The 21,531-nt window shown below is 69.9% G+C and carries 22 protein-coding genes, 1 tRNA gene and 1 riboswitch; of the genes, 2 read left to right on the forward strand and 21 right to left on the reverse strand.

Going from position 1 to position 21,531, the window contains the following annotated elements; all coding sequences use genetic code 11:
* Positions 1 to 35 precede the first annotated feature (35 nt).
* The 10 genes from gcvP to J4Z35_RS03925 form a co-directional block, all read right to left on the reverse strand.
* Positions 36 to 2,903, reverse strand: coding sequence for an aminomethyl-transferring glycine dehydrogenase (gcvP, locus tag J4Z35_RS03880; RefSeq protein ID WP_074039233.1), 2,868 nt, complete (start codon positions 2,901 to 2,903; stop codon positions 36 to 38).
* A gap of 86 nt (positions 2,904 to 2,989) precedes the next feature.
* Positions 2,990 to 3,086, reverse strand: a riboswitch (glycine riboswitch).
* 68 nt (positions 3,087 to 3,154) lie between these two features.
* Entirely contained in the window at positions 3,155 to 3,778 is a 624-nt protein-coding gene (locus J4Z35_RS03885; protein ID WP_276528395.1) for a MerR family transcriptional regulator, read from the reverse strand.
* 181 nt (positions 3,779 to 3,959) lie between these two features.
* Positions 3,960 to 4,463: a bifunctional nuclease family protein gene (locus tag J4Z35_RS03890; RefSeq protein WP_050786398.1), complete on the reverse strand. Its 504-nt coding sequence runs from the start codon at positions 4,461 to 4,463 to the stop codon at positions 3,960 to 3,962.
* 43 nt (positions 4,464 to 4,506) lie between these two features.
* The gene (locus J4Z35_RS03895; RefSeq protein WP_074039232.1) at positions 4,507 to 5,184 is read right to left on the reverse strand and encodes a MerR family transcriptional regulator; all 678 of its coding nucleotides are present in this window, start codon (positions 5,182 to 5,184) and stop codon (positions 4,507 to 4,509) included.
* An 11-nt stretch (positions 5,185 to 5,195) separates the two neighbouring features.
* Positions 5,196 to 5,642 carry an FHA domain-containing protein gene (locus J4Z35_RS03900; protein WP_040014173.1) on the reverse strand — a complete coding sequence of 149 codons (447 nt, stop codon included), beginning with the start codon at positions 5,640 to 5,642 and terminating at the stop codon, positions 5,196 to 5,198.
* A 142-nt stretch (positions 5,643 to 5,784) separates the two neighbouring features.
* Positions 5,785 to 6,174 carry a glycine cleavage system protein GcvH gene (gene gcvH / locus J4Z35_RS03905; RefSeq protein WP_006943367.1) on the reverse strand — a complete coding sequence of 130 codons (390 nt, stop codon included), beginning with the start codon at positions 6,172 to 6,174 and terminating at the stop codon, positions 5,785 to 5,787.
* A gap of 46 nt (positions 6,175 to 6,220) precedes the next feature.
* Positions 6,221 to 7,057 carry a DUF881 domain-containing protein gene (locus J4Z35_RS03910; protein WP_050786399.1) on the reverse strand — a complete coding sequence of 279 codons (837 nt, stop codon included), beginning with the start codon at positions 7,055 to 7,057 and terminating at the stop codon, positions 6,221 to 6,223.
* Positions 7,054 to 7,386, reverse strand: a complete 333-nt coding sequence (locus tag J4Z35_RS03915) for a small basic family protein (RefSeq protein WP_006943348.1) — start codon at positions 7,384 to 7,386, stop codon at positions 7,054 to 7,056. The genes J4Z35_RS03910 and J4Z35_RS03915 overlap by 4 nt, the downstream gene beginning before the upstream one ends.
* A gap of 24 nt (positions 7,387 to 7,410) precedes the next feature.
* Positions 7,411 to 8,304, reverse strand: coding sequence for a DUF881 domain-containing protein (locus J4Z35_RS14685; RefSeq protein WP_006943380.1), 894 nt, complete (start codon positions 8,302 to 8,304; stop codon positions 7,411 to 7,413).
* On the reverse strand, positions 8,301 to 8,894 hold the full coding sequence (locus J4Z35_RS03925; protein ID WP_038568009.1) for a CDP-alcohol phosphatidyltransferase family protein: 594 nt from the start codon (positions 8,892 to 8,894) through the stop codon (positions 8,301 to 8,303). Before J4Z35_RS03925 ends, J4Z35_RS14685 begins: the two co-directional genes overlap by 4 nt.
* A gap of 168 nt (positions 8,895 to 9,062) precedes the next feature.
* Here J4Z35_RS03925 and J4Z35_RS03930 point away from each other — a divergent pair, with 168 nt between their 5' ends.
* Positions 9,063 to 10,097, forward strand: coding sequence for a G1 family glutamic endopeptidase (locus J4Z35_RS03930; RefSeq protein WP_074039231.1), 1,035 nt, complete (start codon positions 9,063 to 9,065; stop codon positions 10,095 to 10,097).
* Positions 10,098 to 10,123: 26 nt separating this feature from the next.
* Here the strand turns inward: J4Z35_RS03930 and J4Z35_RS03935 are convergent, their stop codons facing one another.
* Positions 10,124 to 11,620, reverse strand: a complete 1,497-nt coding sequence (locus J4Z35_RS03935) for a sialate:H+ symport family MFS transporter (protein ID WP_074039230.1) — start codon at positions 11,618 to 11,620, stop codon at positions 10,124 to 10,126.
* 47 nt (positions 11,621 to 11,667) lie between these two features.
* Here J4Z35_RS03935 and J4Z35_RS03940 point away from each other — a divergent pair, with 47 nt between their 5' ends.
* On the forward strand, positions 11,668 to 12,180 hold the full coding sequence (locus J4Z35_RS03940; RefSeq protein ID WP_006943318.1) for a DinB family protein: 513 nt from the start codon (positions 11,668 to 11,670) through the stop codon (positions 12,178 to 12,180).
* 106 nt (positions 12,181 to 12,286) lie between these two features.
* On the opposite strand, the gene J4Z35_RS03945 is transcribed toward J4Z35_RS03940, so the two are convergent.
* The 10 genes from J4Z35_RS03945 to J4Z35_RS03990 all read right to left on the reverse strand — a co-directional run bounded on the left by J4Z35_RS03945 (position 12,287) and on the right by J4Z35_RS03990 (position 21,507).
* Positions 12,287 to 12,360: transfer RNA gene (locus tag J4Z35_RS03945), tRNA-Pro, on the reverse strand.
* 142 nt (positions 12,361 to 12,502) lie between these two features.
* Positions 12,503 to 13,486 carry a DUF2207 domain-containing protein gene (locus J4Z35_RS03950; RefSeq protein ID WP_006943346.1) on the reverse strand — a complete coding sequence of 328 codons (984 nt, stop codon included), beginning with the start codon at positions 13,484 to 13,486 and terminating at the stop codon, positions 12,503 to 12,505.
* A 181-nt stretch (positions 13,487 to 13,667) separates the two neighbouring features.
* Positions 13,668 to 15,128 (reverse strand): ribosome biogenesis GTPase Der, encoded by a 1,461-nt coding sequence (gene der, locus J4Z35_RS03955; RefSeq protein WP_038570816.1) that lies wholly within the window; start codon positions 15,126 to 15,128, stop codon positions 13,668 to 13,670.
* Positions 15,129 to 15,419: 291 nt separating this feature from the next.
* Complete coding sequence (locus J4Z35_RS03960; protein ID WP_083603751.1) at positions 15,420 to 16,097, reverse strand: lysophospholipid acyltransferase family protein; 678 nt, start codon at positions 16,095 to 16,097, stop codon at positions 15,420 to 15,422.
* Positions 16,097 to 16,792: a (d)CMP kinase gene (gene cmk / locus J4Z35_RS03965; RefSeq protein ID WP_074039229.1), complete on the reverse strand. Its 696-nt coding sequence runs from the start codon at positions 16,790 to 16,792 to the stop codon at positions 16,097 to 16,099. Before cmk ends, J4Z35_RS03960 begins: the two co-directional genes overlap by 1 nt.
* Positions 16,793 to 16,803: 11 nt before the next feature.
* Entirely contained in the window at positions 16,804 to 18,036 is a 1,233-nt protein-coding gene (locus tag J4Z35_RS03970; RefSeq protein ID WP_074039228.1) for a prephenate dehydrogenase, read from the reverse strand.
* A complete protein-coding gene (locus J4Z35_RS03975; protein WP_074039227.1) occupies positions 18,033 to 18,944 on the reverse strand; it encodes a pseudouridine synthase in 912 nt (303 codons plus the stop codon). Before J4Z35_RS03975 ends, J4Z35_RS03970 begins: the two co-directional genes overlap by 4 nt.
* Complete coding sequence (gene scpB / locus J4Z35_RS03980) at positions 18,941 to 19,564, reverse strand: SMC-Scp complex subunit ScpB (protein WP_038567975.1); 624 nt, start codon at positions 19,562 to 19,564, stop codon at positions 18,941 to 18,943. Before scpB ends, J4Z35_RS03975 begins: the two co-directional genes overlap by 4 nt.
* A gap of 111 nt (positions 19,565 to 19,675) precedes the next feature.
* Positions 19,676 to 20,632 (reverse strand): ScpA family protein, encoded by a 957-nt coding sequence (locus J4Z35_RS03985; protein ID WP_074039226.1) that lies wholly within the window; start codon positions 20,630 to 20,632, stop codon positions 19,676 to 19,678.
* An 11-nt stretch (positions 20,633 to 20,643) separates the two neighbouring features.
* The gene (locus J4Z35_RS03990; RefSeq protein WP_207623213.1) at positions 20,644 to 21,507 is read right to left on the reverse strand and encodes an AAA family ATPase; all 864 of its coding nucleotides are present in this window, start codon (positions 21,505 to 21,507) and stop codon (positions 20,644 to 20,646) included.
* Positions 21,508 to 21,531 lie beyond the last annotated feature (24 nt).

Consider the following 21,531-nt stretch of genomic DNA (forward strand, 5'->3'; position numbering starts at 1 on the left):
CGCGGCGCTGTCAGCAGCGGCGCATCAGCTCCTCATCAGCCTTCGTAAGCCTCGGGCGCCGGGCAGGAGCAGATGAGGTTGCGGTCGCCGTACGCACCGTCGATGCGGCGAACGGGCGCCCAGTACTTGCTGCGCGGGTCGGTCGAGCCCGGGTAGACGGCGTCGCGACGCTCGTACGGGTGCTCCCAGTCGCTCGTCAACGACTCCGCGGTGTGCGGCGCGTGACGCAGGGCCGACTCGTCGGCGGCGACCTTGCCGTCGATGACGTCCTGGATCTCGGCGCGGATGGCGAGCATCGCGTCGACGAAGCGGTCGAGCTCCTCGAGCGACTCGGACTCCGTCGGCTCGACCATGAGCGTGCCCGCGACGGGGAAGCTCATCGTCGGGGCGTGGAAGCCGTAGTCGATGAGGCGCTTGGCGACGTCGTCGACGGTGATGCCCGACTCCTTCGTCAGCGGACGCAGGTCGAGGATGCACTCGTGCGCGACGAGACCGTCGGAACCCGCGTAGAGCACCGGGTAGGCCTCGCGCAGACGCTTCGCGACGTAGTTGGCGTTGACGACGGCCATCTGCGTCGCCTTCGTCAGCCCCTCGCCGCCCATGAGACGCACGTACGCCCACGAGATCGGCAGGATGCTCGCCGAGCCGAACGGCGCCGCCGAGATCGGGCCGACGCCCGTGGCGGGACCGGCCTCCGCGAACAGCGGGTGGTTCGGCAGGTGCGGCGCGAGGTGCTCACGCACCGCGACCGGGCCGACGCCGGGGCCACCGCCGCCGTGCGGGATGCAGAACGTCTTGTGCAGGTTGAGGTGCGACACGTCGCCGCCGAACTTGCCCGGCTGAGCGAGCCCCACCATCGCGTTGAGGTTGGCGCCGTCGACGTACACCTGGCCACCGGCCTCGTGGACGAGGCTGCAGATCTCGGTGATCGTGTCCTCGAACACACCGTGCGTCGAGGGGTAGGTGATCATGATGGCCGCGAGGTTCTCGCCGTGCTCCTTGAGCTTGGCCTTGAAGTCGTCGAGGTCGACCTCACCCGAGGCGGCCGTCTTGACGACGACGACCTTGAGGCCCGCCATGACGGCCGACGCCGCGTTCGTGCCGTGCGCCGAGGCGGGGATGAGGCAGATGTTGCGGTGCCCCTCACCGTTCGCCTCGTGGTAGGCGTGGATCGCGAGCAAGCCGGCGAACTCACCCTGCGAGCCGGCGTTCGGCTGCAACGAGATGTCGTCGTAGCCGGTGATCTCGCACAGCCAGCCCTCGAGGTCGGCGATGAGCTCGCGGATGCCCTCGTTCTGGTTGGCGGGCGCGAACGGGTGCAGGTGAGCGAACTCGGGCCACGTCACCGCTTCCATCTCGGTCGTGGCGTTGAGCTTCATCGTGCACGAACCGAGTGGGATCATGCCGCGATCGAGCGCGTAGTCGCGGTCGGCGAGGCGACGCAGGTAGCGCAGCATCGCGGTCTCGCTGTGGTGGCTGTTGAACACCGGGTGCGTGAGGTATTCCTCCGTGCGCTCGATCTCCTTCGGCCACGCTGTGTTCTCCGCCGCCTCACGGGCGCGGAAGCCCCATGCGGCGCCGAGCGCGTCGAGCTCGTCCTCGCTCGTCGTCTCGTCGACGCTGACGTAGACGGTGTCGTCATCGGCCTTCCACACGTTGACGCCGTGCTCGAGGGCCGAGTCGACGAGCGACTGGGCGCGACCCTCGGCGCGCACCGCGAGGGTGTCGAAGAACGTGTCGTGCTCGACCTCGAGGCCGGCCTTCGGCAGCGCCGTCGCGAGGCGGCGAGCGGTCTCGTGGACACGCTCGGCGATCGCCTTCAGCCCCTGAGGGCCGTGGTAAACGGCGTACATCGACGCCATGACGGCGAGCAACACCTGGGCGGTGCAGATGTTCGACGTCGCCTTTTCGCGGCGGATGTGCTGCTCACGCGTCTGCAGCGCGAGGCGGTACGCCTGGTTGCCGTCCGCGTCCACCGAGACGCCGACGAGGCGACCCGGCATGTTGCGCTCCAGCCCGGAGCGGACGGCCATGAATCCGGCGTGCGGGCCACCGAAACCCATCGGGACTCCGAAGCGCTGCGAGCTGCCGACGGCGACGTCGGCTCCCCACGAACCGGGCGAGGCGAGCAGCGTCAGCGCGAGCAGGTCCGTCGCGGCGGTGATGAGGGCGCCGTGCTCGTGCGCGGCGTCGGCGAGCTTCTTCCACGCGACGATCTGACCGTCCGCCGCCGGGTACTGGACGACGACGCCGAACACGCTGCGACCACCGGCCGCCTCGACGAGGGCCTCGGGCGAGTCGACACCGCGCAGGTCGGCGACGATGACGTCGAGCCCGAGCGGCGTCGCACGGGTCTGCGTCACGGCGATGCTCTGCGGCATGACCTTCGCGTCGACCAGGAGCACCGCATCCTTGGGCGCCTTGCTGACGCGGCGCATCAGCGTCATCGCCTCGGCGACGGCGGTCGCCTCGTCGAGCAACGACGAACCGGCCGTCGCGAGCCCTGTGAGGTCGGTGACGACGGTCTGGAAGTTGAGCAGCGCCTCGAGGCGGCCCTGGCTGATCTCCGGCTGGTACGGCGTGTAAGCGGTGTACCAGGCCGGGTTCTCGAGGATGTTGCGCTTGATGACACCCGGGGTGTGCGTGCCGTAGTAGCCGAGGCCGATCATCGAGGTGAGCACCGCGTTGCGCGACGCCTTCTCCCGCAGCTCCGCGAGGACGGCGGCCTCCGACGGCGCGGCATCGAGGGCGAGGGGGCGCTGCTGCGCGATCGTCTGCGGCACCGCACGCGCGATGAGATCGTCGAGCGAGCTCGCACCGATCGTTTCGAGCATGTGGTCGAGATCGTCGTCGCCGGGGCCGATGTGGCGAGCGACGAAGGGGGCGAGCGATTCGCTGGTCATGGAGGACTCCCGTGACACGTCGTGGGTGACGGCCAGCCGTTTGGCTGGCTACTCCCCCTCTGTCACACGCACGCGCTCCAGAGTTGCTTCACCTGGACGGTCCACTTCGCCTGAGAGGTTGCGGGGAGGCTTGCCCCTTCGGCGCCCGTGCTCGCGGCAACAGGTCTCTCCCGCCAGGTTCGACAGCGAACACCACAGTACCCGACACCCCTCGCGGGTATCGGGTACTCGAACGGGCGAAAAGAGGCGGGTCAGCCGGCCTTCTTCGCGACGCGACGGCGGCGCAACTCGTCGCCGGGATGCTCGGCCAGCTCAGGGGCGTCGGGGCGCTCGCTCGGCAGTTCGGCGAGGGTGCCCTCGACCTCGCGCCAGACCGAACCGAGCGCGATGCCGAACACACCCTGGCCGCCGCGCAGCAAGTCGATGACCTGGTCATCGCTCGTGCACTCGTACACGGACGCGCCATCGGACATCAGCGTGATGCCCGCCAGCTCGCGCACGCCGTGGTCGCGCAGCGCCGCGACCGCGACCCGGATCTGCTGCAAGGAGACACCCGCGTCGAGCAGGCGCTTGATGACCTTGAGGACGAGGACGTCGCGGAACGAGTACAGACGCTGGTGGCCGGATCCGCTGACGTTGCGCACCGACGGCTCGAGCAGACCCGTGCGGGCCCAGTAGTCGAGCTGACGGTAGGTGACGCCCGCCGCGCGGCAGGCGGCGGGGCCGCGGTAGCCGAGCGTCGTGTCGTCAAGCACTGCGGTACGGCTGACATCCGCATCGAGCGGCGCATGAACCTGCTTCTGCGATTCGTGCGCCTTGCCGGTGCTGACCACGGCGACCTCCTGAAAGAACAAAGACGTGAGCACGTGCAGCACGCCCTCTTGACTCCCTCAACGGTACGGGTGCGGGTCGCGCCGGGCAACGATTCGACACGCGACACGCCGGAAAGATTTCCCGCCATGACGCGGCATCACGGTCTGATCACGAACATTAACGTTCGAGTCGACGGTGAGTTCCGCCCCTGCGCTATACCTCAACGTTAAGTTGAGGGTTAACTCATTCGCCTGGTTCCTCGAAGTCGTCGGCGCTCACCTGGTCGAGGAATTCGCGGAATTTCTCGACCTCTTCCTCCTGCTCGTCGGCCACCTCGAGCCCAGCGGCGGTGACGACGGCGTCATCGACGAGGATCGGCGTCTGGGCGCGCACGGCGAGGGCCACGGCATCACTCGCGCGCGCATCAACGCGGCCGCCGTCGTCGAAGACGAGGCTCGCCTCGAAGACGTCGTCGACGAGACGCGAGATCTCGACGTGGTCGAGGGCGCGACCGGAGGCGGCGGCGACGTCGAGGAGCAGATCGTGCGTCAGCGGGCGGGGCGCTTCGACGCCCTCGGCGTACAGGGCGATGATGGAGGCCTCGGACGAACCGATCCACAATGGGACGTGGATGGGGCCCGATTCGATCCGCAGCAGCAGCACGGGGCTTGCGGTGGGGACGTCCATGCGGATTCCGGCGATCTCAGCGCGTTTCACGACGACCACGCTACTCCGTCGACGCCGCATCGGCGCGTGCCGGTCGCTCGCGCTCGGGGCGTGGCGAGCACCGTCAGTGACGCAGGCCGGCCTTGACGAGCGCGACGTGCAGCGCGAGAGCGCGCTGAGCGATCGTCACGCGTTGCGTCGTGTCACGCAGCGGCACCTGCTCCACGAGACCGACCTCACGGTCGGCGGCGAGGCGGAACGGACGCAGGTGACGGGCCTGCACACCGAACTCAGCGAGCCCGGCAGCAGCTGTCGCGACGGCGAGTGCGTCGGCGTCGAAGTGACCACCGGAATCAGCGCGGATGAGGCCGAAGGTCACGAGGTCGTCGATGAGCGAGGTGCTCGCCTGAGCCCCACGGGCCAGTTCGTCGCGCGTCAGCGACAGGTTCTCGCGGGGCGCGGCCGTGAGCTGTTCCTCGCTCGGGACGTCTTCGTCGACGTGTTGAGCGGGGACGGCGGGCACGGCAGTCGCCATGACGTCCTCGTCCGGGGTGAGACCGCGATCGTAGGCGTCGAGGGCGTCACGGATGACCTTGAGCGGCCAGAAGCGGTCACGCTGCGCGCGCAGCACGAAGCGGAGGCGGTCGATGTCCTCGTGTGAGTAGCGGCGGTAGCCCGAATCGGAGCGCTTCGGCGAAACGAGCCCCTGCGCGTCGAGGAAACGGACCTTGGAGACGGTGAGGTCGGGAAACTCCTCGCGCAGTTCGTCGAGAACACCGCTGATCGTGAGACCGTGCGCCATGCGTGAAGCCCTCAGGCCTTCGTCGGGGCCGCGTAGTAGGTGAGACGGTACTTGCCGATCATGACCTCGTCACCGGTGCGCAGCTTCGCCTGGTCGACGAGCTGACGCGCGACGTACGTGCCGTTGAGCGAGCCGATGTCCTGCACGCTGTAGCCATCCTCGTCACGCACGAAGATCGCGTGACGTCGCGAGACGGTGATGTCGTCGAGGAAGATGTCGCTCTTCGGGTGACGCCCGGCGCTGACCTCGGCGGCGTCGAGCAGGAAGCGCGCCCCGGCGTTGGGCCCGCTGAGGGCGATGAGCAGGGCGGTGTTCGGGCGCAACGCCTCGACCATGGCCTGGTCGGCGGGCGACAGGCTGCGTGGCGCCTCCGTCGACAAGGTCGCAGCGGCCTCGTGCGAGCCAGGGACGCCGATCGTCGTGGCGTCACCGACGTAGGTGTTCTGCTCGTCAACCATGGTGTGCACCCCCGCGCCGCGACGACGCCGTTCGTGGATCTCGCCTCAGCCGCGAAGGGCTGGAGGGCTCGGAATTGTTGGTCAGAATACCGTCACCCGGCGATCGTCGTGCAATCGCCGGGTGGTCTGGTCCTCGAGGAGCTCAGTCGAGCGAGGCGCGGTAGGCCTCGACGTCCATGAGGGCCTCGACGGCGGAGGCGTCGGAGACGCGGATCTCGAACATCCAACCCGACTCGTACGGGTCGGTGTTGACCGTGCCCGGCTCGGCGTCCAGCGTGTCGTTGACGGCGACGATCTCGCCGTCGAGCGGGGAGTACAGGTCGCTGACCGACTTCGTCGACTCGACCTCGCCGCACGACTCACCGGCGGTGACGGTGTCGCCGACGGCCGGCAGGCTGACGTAGACGACGTCACCAAGAGCGTCCTGGGCGTACGACGTGATGCCGACGCGCACTGTGCCCTCGCCCTTGTCGGCCACCCACTCGTGGTCCTCGGTGTAGCGCAGGTCGGCGGGGTACTGAAGATCGCTCATGACTCTCCTTGGTTGGTCGTCGTGGTGTCGGCGAACACGGTGGGGTTCACTTCGCCCCGGCGATCGAGGTGATCTTGTTCGTGGCGCCCTCGGTGACCTTAACCCGGGCGCCTGCTTGTGTCAGCGTATCCGTCACACCACCCGGAATGGCCATTGCGGTGCTCATCGTGTGCGGATCGCCGATGGCCGTGATCGTGAACGTCGAGGGCAGCTTGTCGCCCTGCACGCCGGCCGATCCGTCGACGTCCGAGAACCACGTCGAGGCGATGACGCGGTGACCGCCGACGTCGATCGACTCGGCGCCCGCGTCCCGCAGTTCCTGCACGGCGTCGAGCACGTTCGCGGACGTCACCTTCTCACCGCCGTCGACGCTGATCGTGATGCCGGGGCCGCTGACGGCGACGCTGCCGTTGAGGATGCGCATCTGGTCGAGTCGCTTCTGCGCGTCCTCGACGGCGGCTCGGTCACCGCCGGAGGCCAGCTTCGACTTGCTCTCGCGCAGGTCGCCCAGCTCCGTCTCGAGGCGCGCCGACTGATCCTGCACGGTCGACAGCAGCGCCACGAGGTCGGACTGCGACAGGTTGTCCAGGCCGGACTTCTCGTGCTGACGCACCTGCGTCATGACGGCGAAGCCCAGCCCGAGCGCGAGCACGGACGCCGCGAGGGTCCCGACGCCGGTGCCGGGGCCGCCGAACGCGAACCGCTTCCACGGACGGTGGTGCGCCTGGGGCGGCGAGCCCGCGTCTGAGGAGTTCTCGCCCCAGGGGTTCTCGGGCCGAGGCTCGGACCCGTGCGGGGCCTGAGCGTCGAGCTGCCCCTCGGGCGTCGTCTCACGCGGGGTCGCGGGCTCGTCAGCAGGTGTGCGCATGCCGGGGGCACTCATGCCTTGAAGATGTGACGACGGATGGAGGCGACGTTCGTGAAGATGCGCAAGCCGAGAACGACGACGACACCCGTCGACAGCTGACTGCCGACGCCGAGCTGGTCGCCGAGGAAGACGATGAACGCTGCGACGACGACGTTCGACAGGAACGACACGACGAAGACCTTGTCGTCGAAGATGCCGTCGAGCGCCGCGCGCAGACCACCGAACAGCGCATCGAGCGCGGCGATGACGGCGATCGGCAGGTACGGCTGCATCCACACGGGGACGTCGGGGTGCAGCCACAGCCCGAGGGCGAGGCCGACTGCGAGTCCGATGGCAGGTAACAACGTGTTCTCCTCGGGGGTGGTGCGTCAGGGAACGATGCGGGCGTGCGTGACGTGCACGCTGTCGAGGGCGGGCAGGTCGACGTCGTTCGAGGCGTTGCTCGTCACGCCGAAACCGGACTTGCGCAGACTCGCGGCGTACTGGTCGGCGAACGAGCCGGTGAAGGTCTTCTGCATGTCGTCTGGTCCCATGACGCTGATCTCGTACGGCGGCGTGAGCGGGCGGAAGTTGACGAGGACGGCCGAGCCCGCGAACCGGATCGCCGTCATCGACGTGACGCGCTGGCCGTTGATGGCGATACCGGTGGCGCCGGCCTGCCACCACCCGTTGACGAGCTGCTGCAGGTCGGTCGAGGTGACCGCGTCCGCGGCGTTCCCGGTGCGTGGATCGCTGTCAGCCGAGTCGGCGTCCTTGGTGTCGGGGTTCGACACCGTCATGACGACGCCCGGGCCGCGAACCTCGGCGAGGCCCGCCGTCCGCGTCGCGTCGTCGAGCGTCTTCTTCAGCCCCGCCTGCGACTGACGATCGAGAGCGCCCTTCTGCGCCGACGCGACGTCGTCGCGCAGCCGCGTGAGCTCGGCGGAGGCGTCGTCGTTGTCGCTCTGCTTCCTCTCGATCTGGTCGACGAGCTGTGCGTGCCGATCCTGCGCGACGGCGCGGGGCACGCGCAGCGCGTGCGCGGCCGCGCCGACCATGAGGCCGATGAGCAGCAGGGAGATGATGAGCAGCGGTGAGCGTCGCCAGCTGCGCGCAGGCGCGCCCTGAGCCTCGCGGCGCGCCGCCGAGTCGGCGTACGAGGGGTCGATGGGGTGACGCATCGCATCGAAGATGAGCGCCATGCTCGCCGCGGGGTCACGCACCTCGACCTCGCGCGGCGCGGCGCCCGGACGTTCGTGGCGGCGCCAGTGAAGGCGCGTCACCGTGCGGCCTGCGGGGCTCGAACGGCGTTGACCATCTCCCTCACCTGCACGGCGTAGAGCAGCCCGGCGAGCCAGTACAGCGTCACGCCCCAGATGACGAACGCCCAAGCGATGGGAGCGGCGACATCCCCGACGGTGCCGTCGAACTGTGCGACGACGAGCAGCGGGAAGGCGTAGAGGAGGTTGAACGTCGCGGCCTTGCCGATGAAGTGCACGGGCGGCAACGGCAGCCGGTGACGGCGCACCGTCGGCGCGAGAGCGAGGATGAACAGCTCGCGCGCCACGAGGGCGAGCACGACCCACAGCGGCAGGATGCCGCGGATCGCGAGGCAGACGATCGTCGCGGCGATGTAGAGCCGGTCGGCCGCAGGGTCGAGCAGCGCGCCGAGACGCGATTCCATGTGGAACCTGCGGGCGATCTTACCGTCGGCGTAGTCGGTGAACCCGGCGATCATGAGGACGACGAGACCCACACCGTCGTGATGGGCGAGCAGCAGCCACACGAACAGGGGCACCCCGAGCAGCCGCAGCATCGACAGCGCGTTCGGCACCGTCCACACGCGACTCGTCGGATCCCGGGTCTCGCTCACGGTGCCACCCTAGGTCCGATGACGCCCGGAGGCGAACACGACGCGCCACCCGTGAACAGGGGGCCGTCGCCATCCGCGCCTCGGGCCTCGGCGCGCCGCCGGTGGCGCCCGGTGCCTGCGTGGATAGGTTGGAGGGGACCAGCCGTCCATCCGAAGGAGTGACAGGTCTTGTCCATCCGCCACCGCACGCTCGCCTCCGCGAGCGTCGTCGCAGCCATCGCCGCGCTGAGCGCGCCGTCCGCCATGGCGGGTGCTTCGCACCCCGCCCAGCCCGCCGCGAGTGCCACGTCGAAGAACGCTGCGCCGAAGAAGGCGACGCCGAAGAGCGCCGGCGCGAAGAACGTGACCGCGACGCCCTCGTCAGCGCGCCATGTCTCCACCGCGACGAAGGGTTCGACGAAGCCGGCGACGATGCGTGGGGCCAAGAGCACGCCCACGACGAGGGCGCGAGCTGCGCACGCCGCGCCCAAGCAGGCGACGCCCGACAGCAGCGTCATGGTCCGCCCGAAGGCGACGGTGCGCCCGGCGCCCGTCAAGCCCGCCGCGTACGCGAACTGGGCGGGATACCGGGCGAGTATCGCCGGCCCTGAGAGCATCCACGGCACCTGGATCGTGCCCAAGGCATCGTGGCCGGGGCGCGACGGGTACTCGGCCATGTGGGTCGGGCTCGGCGGAGGCACCGCGAAGCAGGGCGAGCTCGTGCAGGCAGGAACGGAGTTCGATGTCGTCTGCACCGCCGTCACGCGCGGGCACTGCACGAAGTGGAAGACGAGCTATTACCCGTGGATCGAGACCTACCCGAGCCGCGCGCAGGAACGCATCACGAACCTGGCGGTCGCGCCCGGCGATGCGGTCGAGGTGACGGTGCGCTACGCGGCGAAGGAAGGCCGTTCGTACTTCACGCTGTGCAACTGGCGCACGAACGACTGCGTCGGCACGGACCGCACGAGTGCGGCACCGCGCGGCGTGGCCGAAGCGGTGCTCGAACGCACGAGCGGCGCGGACGGCCGGGCCCGCGCGCTCGCGAACGTCGGTTCCCCCACCTTCTCCAGCGTCTACGCCAAGGGCAAGGACGGCACGCGCAACCTCGCCGGTTGGCCGTCGACACGCATCACGATGAGCACCGGCGCCGCACTCGCCGTCCCCAGCGGGATCAGCCGCACGGGTGACACGTTCTCCGTGAGCTACCGCCGCCCGGCTTGAGGCGGGTCTCCGAGGCGCGTGATGCCTCAGACCGCCTGTGACGTCGCGCGAGTGACGATGTCGCTGCCGTCCTCGGGGCGCACGGCGCTCGGGCGGATGAGTCGCTGCAGGCGCAGCGGGAACTTGAGCGCGACGAGCAGGATGACGACGCCGGTGAACGTCGCCGACAGCGTCATGAGCGCCGATCCGAGTGGCATGCGTCCGGCGAGCTGGGCTCCGACGACGGGTGAGATGGCGCCGCCGAGTGCGCCGACGTTGTAGGTGAAGCCGAGCCCGGCCGCGCGCTTGTCGAGCGTGAACCAGCTGACCATCCACTTCGGCACGAGCCCGCCGACGCCCGAACCGAAGCACTGCTGGACGAAGAGCATGACGCCGATGAGGACGACGTGCGAGCCGCTCATCGTGAAGATGGGCCACAGCAGCGGGATCGACAGGGCGAGGCTGCCCCAGTAGGCGCGCGTCGTGCCGAAGCGGTCGCCGGTGAACCCGGCCAGGACGGCGCCGGCGGCCGTACCGAAACCGGACCAGAACAGCACGTCACCGACGGTCGCGGCGCTGAGGTGCAGCTCCGTCTTGAGGTACGTCGGCAGCAGCGCGGTGATGGGCCACGCGAAGAAGAACACGGTGAACACGACGAGCGTGACGCCGAGCGCCGTCGGCCAGCGCTCGGGTTCGAACTGGACGAGGAACCACACGAATGTCGCGGCCGTCATGAGCGCGAGCACCGTCGTCATGAGCGCGCCGCTCGAGTGGCCCGTGAAGATGACGAGCAGCGCGGCGAACACCACCAGAGTCAGGACGACGTTGAGCGCCGCGCGACCGCCGCGGTAGAGCGTCGTGAACATGTCGGGGGCTGCGTCGAGGTCGCCGCTGCGCTTGGCGTGTTCGAAGTCCGCGGGTTCGGGCAGCGAGCGCCGCAGCCACAGTGCGAGGACGATCGGCACGAGCCCGAGCGCGAACAGCGCCCGCCATCCCCACGCCGGGACGACGAAGCGGTACAGCTGCGCGACGAGCACCCCGCCGATCGAGAAGCCGCTGATGAGGAACGCGGACGCCTTGTTGCGCAGGTGCTGCGGCCACGACTCGATGACGTACGTCGCGCTCGCCGAGTACTCCCCCGCCATGCCGAACCCGATGAGCAGACGCGCGACGAACATCATGAGGTAGCCGGTCGAGACGGCACACAGCGCGGAGCCGACGGAGAACGTCACGATCGCTGCGACCATCGCCTGCCGGCGCCCGATCGTGTCGGCGACGGCGCCGAGGACGAGCCCGCCGAACCAGCGGGAGACGAACGCCGCGCTGATGAGCGTCGTCGCCTGCACCGTCGACAGGTGGAACTCGTCGGCGACCTCCGTCAGCACGAGCGTGATGATGACGAAGTCGAATCCGTCGAGCAGGTAGCCGAGCCAGGCGGCCCAGAACGCCTTCCACTGCGGCCCGCTCACCTCGCGGTACCAGGGCAGGTCGGACGCGGGCGCGTCGTCGCGCGGCGGGCGCTCGGAGGCGGATGGCGTCGTCATGGCGTCAGCATAGGCAGTCGTTGCAGCGGGGGCGTAGCGTTGGTGCCATGGATGCCATCACGCTCATGCTCGACCTCGCACAGCGCCCCCTCGACGCGGCCGGGTCCCTGCGCCCGCAGCTGACCCACGAGAAACTCAACGCCCACCCCGGCGGGCACGACAACTCGATCGCATGGCTGCTGTGGCACACCGCGCGCGAGATCGACGCCCAGGTCGCGCAGTTGTCCGGCGACGAATTGATCTGGACGGCACAGGGTTTCGATGCGCGCTTCGGACTCGATGTCGACGATGACGAGATCGGCTTCGGCCACAGCCCTGAGCAGGCGCGGGCGGTCGTCGTCACGGATGTCGCGTTGCTGTTCGAGCACCTCGAGGCGGTCGTGGCGGCTCAGAAGGCGTACATCAGCTCGCTGTCCGCCGCAGACCTCGACGACGTCGTCGATGAGTCGTGGGATCCGCCCGTGACGCGCGGGGCGCGTCTCGTCAGCTGCACGGAGGACGCGCTGCTGCACCTCGGCCAGGCGCTCTACGTCGCCGGCATGACGTCGCTCGGGGAATGACGCCCCGTGGGCTGCATCAGGCCGTGGTTCACCATGTACCAGGCTCGAGGGTGAACACAGAAACGTTCGGGCCTCACGCCATCGCGTGAGGCCCGAACGTCCTCGGTCGGGCTGACAGGATTTGAACCTGCGACCCCTTGACCCCCAGTCAAGTGCGCTACCAAACTGCGCTACAGCCCGTTGCGCCTGACGGCGCAAGCCCCGAAGGGCGTGATGAACCATACCCCACGCGGGGCCCGGGCGACCAATCGGCCGGGCCCCGCGACGTCTGGCGGTCGCCCGGAGATCGGGGCAGGCCCCGCCCCTGGATGACTGGCCGGCGTCAGAAGTCGAAGATGTCGCCGACGGCGTCACCGATCGAGCCGAAGACGTCGCCGAGACCGTCCGTCAGGCCGCCGAGGTCGAACAGCCCGTCGGCGCCCGAGAGCAGGTCGGCCATTCCGCCGATCGCCTCCGCGCCGAGGAAAACGAGGTCGTCGCCGTAGAACATCCAGAAGAACGGGTCAGAGGCGATGTCGCCCATGATGTTGCCGAAGCCCTCGAGCTGCGCCATCTTCGCGACCTCACCGATGACGCCCGCCCACCGGTCGGCAAGACCGAAGACCATGGCGTACGGCAGGTAACGGTTGAACAGGTCAGCCGCTTCCTCGAACTTGATCTGCTTGGCCTCGGCCGTCGCGATGTATTTCTTGAACCCGAGCGTCTGGATGCGCACCGCAGTGCCGTCGGCGGTGCGCGGCGAGCGCCCCATCCCCAGGAAACCCTTGCGGCGTGGGTCTCGCTCGTACCAGCCCCGATGAATCGTCTCGCGGTACATACCGTCGGCGATGTCGCGCAACGGCCCCCGCAACTGCGCCTTCATCTGCGGCAACGTCACGTAACGGACGCCGGGCGGGAACAGGGCGTTGAGGAAGTCGGCCTCGACCTGCGTGATGACGTCGCCGCCAGGAAACTCGTTCTGGATGAACACCCAGTCACCCTGCGGCGCCTTGGCACCCCGCCTCGACGTCGGCGCAGGCGGCGCTGCGGGCGCCGAACCGTCAGCGGGCTGCAGCTTCTCGATGCGGAACCAGCCGCGCAGCGACAGGTCGATCATCATCGCGCCGATGTCCTGCGAGTCGACCGACCCGTCGACGACGGTGCCCGCCAGCGCCGCGCTCACGCCCTGCGGCGGATGGAACTGCACGGCCGGCTCACCCGACCACTCCTTCGCACCCTTGACGCGGCGCACCTCGCCCACGCCGTCCGCCGGGCGCATGCCGGGGGTGACGCCGACGTACTCGTAGTCGTGGTTCCAACCGAACACTGCTTCGTCTGCCTCTCACCGTGAATGGGATTCTCACCCGACGTGCGACGCCGGACGCCGATCATGGCAGGTAACGCACGAGTTGGCAGCGCACTGCGCGCCGACGCGTGAGTCACTCGCCATCCTGGGGCAGGCGTCGCGCGCGACAGCGCACGCCCGCCCCTCGAAGGTAGGCCCCCGCTCAGCGCTGCTTGCGCTTCTCGCGCACGCGCACGCTGATCTCGATCGGCGTCCCGTCGAAACCAAACTCCTCACGCAGGCGACGCTCGATGAAGCGGCGGTACCCGGCCTCGATGAAGCCGCTGGCGAAGATGACGAAGCGCGGCGGGCGCGTCGAGGCCTGCGTCGCGAACAGGATTCGCGGCTGCTTGCCGCCGCGTACCGGGTGCGGATGCGCCGCGACGACCTCGCCGAGGAAGGCGTTGAGCCGACCCGTCGGGATGCGCTGGTCCCACGAGTCGAGGGCGACCTCGATGGCGGGAACGAGACGGTCGGTGTGACGTCCCGTCTTCGCCGACAGGTTGACGCGCGGCGCCCACGGCACCTGGACGAGCTCGCGCTCGATCTCCTTCTCCAGGTAGTAGCGGCGCTCCTCGTCGAGTGTGTCCCACTTGTTGTACGCGATGACGAGCGCGCGGCCCGCGTCGATGACCTGCTGCACGACGCGCACGTCCTGTTCGGCGATGCTCTGCTCCGCGTCGATGAGGACGACGGCGACCTCCGCCTTCTCCAACGCCGTCTGCGTGCGCAGGGAGGCGTAGAAGTCGGCGCCGCGCGTCTGGTGCACGCGGCGTCGGATGCCGGCGGTGTCGACGAAACGCCAGGTCTTGCCGCCGAGTTCGATGTACTCATCGACCGGGTCACGCGTCGTGCCGGCGACGTTGTCGACGACGACGCGCTCCTCCCCTGCGAGCTTGTTGAGCAGCGACGACTTGCCGACGTTCGGACGCCCGAGCAGCGCCACGCGACGCGGGCCGCCACGCGGGTACGCGCCGGCGACAGCCGTCTTGTCGGGCAGCAGGTCGATGACGGCGTCGAGCGCGTCACCGGTGCCGCGCCCGTGCAGCGACGAGACGGGGTACGGCTCACCGAGGCCGAGCGACCACAGCATGGCCGCGTCGGCCTCCGAGCGGTTGTCGTCGACCTTGTTCGCGATGAGGACGACTGGCTTCTTCGAGCGGCGCAGCAGCTTGACGACGGCCTCGTCGGTGTCGGTGGCGCCGACCGTGGCGTCGACCACGAACATCACGGCGTCGGCGAGTTCGATCGCGACCTCGGCCTGTTCGGCGACGCGCAGGTGGATGCCGCTCGCGTCGACCTCCCACCCGCCGGTGTCGACGAGGGTGAACCGGCGTCCGACCCACTCGGCGTCGTAGGCGACGCGGTCACGCGTCACACCCGGCACATCCTCGACGACGGCCTCACGGCGCCCCAGGATGCGGTTGACGAGCGTCGACTTGCCGACGTTGGGACGACCGACGACGGCGACGACGGGCCGCAGGTCTGCCTCGCCGTAGCCGCTGTCCTCGTCGACCTCACCGGACAGCAGCGCACGGTCCTCGTCGCTCAGGTCGAAGTCCTCGAGCCCGACGCGCAGCGCCTGCTCGACCGACTCGTCCGGGGCGGGCGCATCGTGGCGCAGGTCGTCGTGCTCGGCTCGCTCGTCGTGCTCGTCGTGGGGGAAGTACTGGTCGTCGCTCACGCGGATTACCTCAGATCGTGGAGTATCCCGCCGGATCCGGCGGGCTCGGAGGCTCTCCCCCGCCACGTGACGACGCGGCGGCTCGCGCCGTGACGTCGGGTGGGGAGGTCTCGTGTGACGCGCCCGAATGCGCGTCACGAGACCATTCTCGCGCATGGGCACGATTTTTCAGAGTCGAGCGCTCGCGGCCAGCCACGCCCTCGCGACGAGCGCCCGGGGAGACGATCCGGCTCAACCCGCCACGTGGTCGGCGAGGCGGGCACGCAGTTCCTCCGTCGCGGCCGCCAGCCGAGCGCGACCTGTCGCGCCCGCCACCGCCTCTGCGTCACCGAGGCGGAACGCCGGCCCGAACGTCACCTGCAGACGACTGCGCAGCCGCGGCCAGCGTCCCCGCGTGCGCCCGGCCGTGCCGACGAGTCGCACCGGCACGATCTGAGCATCCGCACCGAGCGCGAGGAACGCGGCGCCCTGGTGCACCGCCTGCACCGACCCGTCACCGCGCGTGCCCTCGGGGAACACGCCGACGACACCACCCGCCGCCAGGACGCCGCGCGCCGCCGTCATCGCCTCCCGGTCGGCGCTGCGCTGCGTGACGGGGATCTGCCCGAGCCGCGTCAGCAGCGTCCCGAGCGGGCCGACGAAGTACGCACGCTTGACGAGGAAGTGCGCCGGGCGCGGCACGAGCGACGCGGCCAGCGGGCCGTCGATGACGCCGATATGATTCGCGACCACGACGACGGGGCCGTCAACCGGCACGTTCTCGCGCCCGGTCACCTCGAGGCGGTACAGCGCACCGAACAGGCCCTCGACGGCGGGACGCAATCGGCGCATGAGCCTCTCACACGCGGACGGATCGCGCGGCGTCGAATCACGCGACGCGGCATCCTCGACGTCACGACGCGGGAACATCAGCCGCGCGCCCGTTCGACGAGCGTCAGCACCGCCTCGACAGACTGCTGGAACGTCAGGTCGCTGGTGTCGAGCGTGACGACCCCGTCCGCAGCGCTCATGAACGACGAGACGGTCGAGTCGGCCTTGTCGCGGTCGACGATCTGCGTCCGCGTCGCCGCGATGGCGGCGTCGTCCGCGCCGCCGTGCAGCTCCTTCGAGCGGCGCGCGAGCCGTGCGGCCTCGCTCGCGACCATGAGGATGCGCACGTCCGCGTCGGGCGCGACGACCGTCGTGATGTCGCGCCCCTCGGCGACGACGCCACCCTGGTCCGCGGCGATCTGCGCCATCAGCTCACGCTGACGCTGCTGCAGCTTGGGACGCACCTGCAGGTTGGTCGCGACCTTCGAGACGACCTCGGCGATGCGCGTCGTGCGGATGTCCGTGTCGATGCGCGTACCCCCCATGCTGATCGACGGCGCGCTCGGGTCGGTGCCCATCTCGAGCGGCATCGCGGTGACGGCGTCCGCGACGGCGCCCAGGTCGTCGAGGTCGATGCCCCGATCGAGGCAGTACCAGGTGAGCGCGCGATACATCGCGCCCGTGTCGAGGTAGCCGATGCCGAGGTGCGCCGCCACCTTCTTGCTCACACTCGACTTGCCCGAACCTGAGGGCCCGTCGATCGCTACCCGGATGCCGTTCGCCACGCTCGTCATGAACGCAGATTCTAGGCGGTCTCGACGAGGTGGGCGGCCCACCCCCGCGCGCTGAGCGCGCTGACGAGGCTCTGAGCGCGCAGCGGCACGACGCTGAGCTCGAGCAGACCGGCGGCGACGGCGTCGTCGTGCTCGAGGCGCATGTCCTCGACGCTGATGCCGGTCTCCCCCACGTCCGTGAACACGCGACCGAGCGCACCCGGCTCGTCGGGGATGACGACGGCGACGCTCGCGTACGCCTGCGCCGGCGCGCCGTGCTTGCCCGGGATGCGCGCACGACCCTCCTGACCTCCAGCGATCGTCTGCGCGAGCACGGCCCGGGGGCCGGGGGTGGCGGGAGCGGCAACCGCATCGCGGATACCGACGGCATCCTGTGTTACGGGGGTGGCCGGTGCAGTGACGGCAACCGACGTGCTGCTTACGACCGCCGCATCGGCCTGGCCACGCGTACCGCCCGATGCGTCGCCCCCGGACGTGATGACCGACAGGGCGTGGATGACATCGTCGAGCGAGGCGCGGACCCCTTCGAGCAACGGCCGCACTGCGGCCGCGTTGCCGGCGAGGATCTGCGTCCACAGCATCGGGTCGCTCGCCGCGATGCGCGTGACGTCGCGGACACCCTGCCCGCTGAGAGCGACGGCGTCGTCGGGCAGCTCACGCAGCTGCGCGGCGACGAGGCTCGCGGCGACCTGCGGCACGTGCGAGACGGCGGCGACGGCCTCGTCGTGCGCGGCAGGGCTCATCGTGACGACGTGTGCCCCGCAGACCTGCGCGACGGCTGTCACGTCGGCGACGCGGGAGTCGTCCGCGCCGTCAGGGCAGATGACCCAGGTGCGCCCCTCGAACAGGTCGGAGCGCGCCGCGACCGCGCCGCTGCGCTCACGACCGGCCATCGGATGCCCCGGCACGAAGCGGCGCCGCTCGGCGCCGCAGCGTCGTGCCACCCCTTCGACGACGACGTTCTTCACGCTCGTCACATCCGTCACGGTGGCGTCCGGCCACGCCGTGAGCTCCGCGGCGACGACGTCGACGACCACGTCAGGCGGCGCGGCGACGACGACGAGGTCGGGCGCCTCGTCCTGGGCGTGCGCGACGCGGCCGGCGCCCATGTCGGAGGCGAGCGCCGCCGCCGTCGGCGAGGTGTCGGCGAGGGTGACGTCGACGCCTCGCGCCTGCAGCGCGAGCGCCAGCGACGTGCCGAGCAGGCCGGTGCCGACGACGCGCACGCGCTGCGGCAGTGTCACAGACCGGCAGCCTTGTACAGGCCGGCGACCTCGCGCTTGTTGAGCGGCCGCATCTTGCCGGGGCGCAGATCACCGACCTTCACGGGCCCGACCTGCGGGCGCGCGAGCGCGATGACGGGGTGACCGACCTCGTCGAACATGCGACGCACGATGCGGTTGCGGCCCTCGTGCAGCACGATCTCGACCAGGGCCATGCCCGGCTGAGAGTCGACGACCTTGAACGAGTCGACGGCGGCCGGGCCGTCCTCGAGCTCGATGCCCTCGCGCATCCGCTTGCCGAGGTCGCGCGGCACCGGGCCGGGGATCGTCGCGAGGTAGACCTTCTCGACGCCGTAGCGCGGGTGCTGCAGGCGGTTGGCGAGGTTGCCGTCATTCGTCAGCAGCAGCAGACCCTCGGTGTCGTAGTCGAGTCGGCCGACGTGGAACAGGCGCTCGGTGCGCCCCTCGAGGTACTCACCGACGCACGGGCGACCCTCTTCGTCCTGCATCGTCGACACGACACCCGTGGGCTTGTTGAAGGCGAGGTAGACGAGCGTGTCGTCGAGCTGGATGCGGTCGCCGTCGACGTGGATGACGGCGCTCTCGGGGTCGATGCGCGTGCCCAGTTCGGTGACGACCTGGCCGTCGACCTCGACTCGACCCTCGGCGATGAGGTTCTCGCAGTGGCGTCGCGAACCGACGCCGGCCTGCGCGAGCACCTTCTGCAGACGCGTGCCCTCCTCGACGTGCACGTCGCGCGTCGCGGCCTTCGGTGCACGCTCTCGCGGCGGGGCGACCGGCTGCCCGCTCTTCGTCGTGCCGATGCCGAGGACGTCGGCCTCGTAACGGCTGACGCCGCCGCCGGAGCCGCGGTTGACGCGGCTGCTTCGGTTGTCGCGCTGACCCTGACGGGGTTTCCTGGAGTTCATCCGTGTCCTTGTTCCACTAGTTCGTCGATGATGGCGGCGTCCGGCAGGTAGGGCGCCAGCGGGGGAAGCTCGTCCAGCGAGCCGAGCCCGAGCCGCTCGAGAAAGGTTGGGGTGGTGCCGTAGAGCGTCGCGCCCGTCTCGGGGTCGTCGCCGACCTCCGTGACGAGCCCACGCGTGAGCAGGGTGCGGGTCACGCCGTCGACGTTGACGCCGCGGATGGCGCCGACGCGCGAACGCGAGATCGGCTGCCGGTAGGCGATGACGGCGAGCGTCTCGAGTGCCGCCTGCGTCAGCTTGGCCTGCTGCCCGCCCCGCAGGAACGTCTCGACGGCATCCGCGTAGGCCGGCCGCGAGTACATGCGCCACGTGCCGTCGACCTCGCGCAGGGTGAACCCCCGCTGCTGGGCGCGGTATTCCACCTCGAGGCCCTCGAGGTTGGCGCGCACCTCGCTCTCGCCGACGCCGAAGGCCGCGGCGAGATCGGCCACCGAGACGGGCTCGTCGACGACCATCAGCACCGCTTCGAGCGTCGATCGCAAGCCGCCGGGCAGGTGGTGCACGACGACCGGCTCGCGGGCGCCCCGCGCCGGTGGTTGCGCCGTCGTATCGTGCGTCGTCATGCGTTCACCTCCTCCTGCTCCGGGCCGTCGTCGGCGCGGGTCGTTCGTCTCGTGTCCCCACCCATGAGTCGTCGCAGCGCGGCGAAGTGTGAGGTCGCTCGTGTCATTGTCTCAGGACGCAGCGTCATCGCTCGCGCCCACGCCGCCCGAGCCCGGCTCGGCGTCGTACTCGTCAGAGACGAGGATGCGCGCATCGGGCGCCGCGACCCAGCGCACGGTGAGCGGCCGCAGGTGCTCGGCCTGCTCGAACGCGATCGCGGCCTCCTTGAACAGTTCGAGGATGGCGAGGAAACGCCCGACGACGACGAGGTTGTGCTCCGCGTCCGCGACGAGCTGCGCGAACGTCAGCTCACCACCGCGTCGCAGCTTGCTCGTCACGATGCGCGCCTGCTCACGCACGCTGACTTGCACGGCGTGCAGGTGGTCGACGTCGACGCTCGGCGGCGCCTTGGGCGTCAGCGCCCGCGCGGCGACGGCCGCGAGCTGCTCGGGCGTCACCGTCATGACGAGCTCAGGCAGTAGCCCCGAGAAGCGTTCCTCCAACCCGGCCTGACGTGCGACGAGACGCCCGTCGCTCTCCATCCGATCGGCCAGGAACTGCGCCATGTCCTTGAACGCCCGGTACTGCAGCAGCCGGGCGAACAGCAGGTCGCGCGCTTCGATGAGCTCGAAGTCCTCCTCGTCGGAGCCGCCGAGGTTCGGCAACAGCCGCGCTGCCTTGATGTCGAGCAGCGTCGCGGCGATGAGGAGGAACTCGGTCGCCTGCGACAGATCCCACTCGTCACTCGCCTCGCGGGCCGCCCTGATGTGCGCGATGAACTCGTCCGTCACCTGCGACAACGAGATCTGCGTGACGTCGAGACGATGCTTCGCGATGAGGCCCAGCAGCAGGTCGAACGGTCCGTCGAACACCTCGCCCAGGTGGACGTGGAACGGCGTCGCCGCCGCACGCCGCGTCAGGACGCCGCCGGGTGCGCTCGCCGTCGACGCTGCCGTCGGCCCAGAGGTCGTGACCGCCACTGCCGATGCGGGCGCGTCGCCGACGGGCTCGGCCTCGGTCGCCGTCATCGGCGTGCGGCTCAGGGAGCCCCGCCGCGCGAGATGAGCTCGCGCGCGAGCTGGCGGTACGACTCCGCGGCACCGTGCCCGGAGGCGTACTGCGTGATCGGCTCGGCCGCAAGCGTCGCGTCGGGGAACTTGACGGTCCGCGAGATGACGGTGTGGAACACCTTGTCGCCGAAGTGGTCGACGACGGAGCGGACGACGTCGCGGCTGTGCAGGGTGCGCCCGTCGTACATCGTCGCGAGGATGCCGTCGATCTCCAGGCGCGGGTTGAGCCGATCCTGCACCTTCTCGATCGTCTCGACGAGCAGCGCTACGCCGCGCATCGCGAAGAATTCGGCCTCGAGCGGGATGACGACGCCGTGCGACGCCGTCAGCGCGTTGACGGTCAGCAGACCGAGCGACGGCTGGCAGTCGATGAGGATGACGTCGTACTCGTCCGCGACGCTGCGCAGGACGCGCGCGAGCACCATCTCGCGGGCGACCTCACCGACGAGCTGCACCTCCGCGGCCGACAGGTCGATGTTGGCGGGCAGCACATCGAGGTTGTGCACCCGCGTCGTCTGGATGACGTCATGCGCGTCGTGGCCGCGCTCGACGAGCAGGTTGTAGATCGTCACGTCGAGATCCTGCGAGCGCACGCCGAGGCCGACGGACAAGGCTCCCTGCGGGTCGAAGTCGACGAGCAGGACGCGGCGGCCGTATTCGGCCAGGGCGGCGCCCAGGTTGATCGTCGACGTCGTCTTGCCGACGCCGCCCTTCTGGTTGCACATCGAGATGATGCGCGCGGGGCCGTGCGACTCGAGAGGTCGAGGCGTCGGGAAGCCGGGCAGGGGTCGACCGGTTGGACCCCACTGGCCCGTCGCGTCGATTCCCGGCAAACGGTCAAGTCGAACGTTAGAGTT

This window comes from Dermacoccus sp. NHGro5 (genome assembly GCF_017565385.1).
Classification (GTDB): domain Bacteria; phylum Actinomycetota; class Actinomycetes; order Actinomycetales; family Dermatophilaceae; genus Dermacoccus; species Dermacoccus nishinomiyaensis.

Bases quoted from the DNA above. Each gene is read 5' to 3' on its own strand.
- gcvP (WP_074039233.1), bottom strand. From the start codon at position 2,903: ATGACCAGCGAATCGCTCGCCCCCTTCGTCGCTCGCCACATCGGCCCC.
- J4Z35_RS03890 (WP_050786398.1), bottom strand. From the start codon at position 4,463: ATGCGGCGTCGACGGAGTAGCGTGGTCGTCGTGAAACGCGCTGAGATC.
- J4Z35_RS03895 (WP_074039232.1), bottom strand. From the start codon at position 5,184: ATGGCGCACGGTCTCACGATCAGCGGTGTTCTCGACGAACTGCGCGAG.
- J4Z35_RS03900 (WP_040014173.1), bottom strand. From the start codon at position 5,642: ATGGTTGACGAGCAGAACACCTACGTCGGTGACGCCACGACGATCGGC.
- gcvH (WP_006943367.1), bottom strand. From the start codon at position 6,174: ATGAGCGATCTTCAGTACCCCGCCGACCTGCGCTACACCGAGGACCAC.
- J4Z35_RS03910 (WP_050786399.1), bottom strand. From the start codon at position 7,057: ATGAGTGCCCCCGGCATGCGCACACCTGCTGACGAGCCCGCGACCCCG.
- J4Z35_RS03935 (WP_074039230.1), bottom strand. From the start codon at position 11,620: ATGACGACGCCATCCGCCTCCGAGCGCCCGCCGCGCGACGACGCGCCC.
- J4Z35_RS03940 (WP_006943318.1), top strand. From the start codon at position 11,668: ATGGATGCCATCACGCTCATGCTCGACCTCGCACAGCGCCCCCTCGAC.
- J4Z35_RS03960 (WP_083603751.1), bottom strand. From the start codon at position 16,097: ATGTTCCCGCGTCGTGACGTCGAGGATGCCGCGTCGCGTGATTCGACG.
- cmk (WP_074039229.1), bottom strand. From the start codon at position 16,792: ATGACGAGCGTGGCGAACGGCATCCGGGTAGCGATCGACGGGCCCTCA.
- J4Z35_RS03975 (WP_074039227.1), bottom strand. From the start codon at position 18,944: ATGAACTCCAGGAAACCCCGTCAGGGTCAGCGCGACAACCGAAGCAGC.
- scpB (WP_038567975.1), bottom strand. From the start codon at position 19,564: ATGACGACGCACGATACGACGGCGCAACCACCGGCGCGGGGCGCCCGC.
- J4Z35_RS03985 (WP_074039226.1), bottom strand. From the start codon at position 20,632: ATGACGGCGACCGAGGCCGAGCCCGTCGGCGACGCGCCCGCATCGGCA.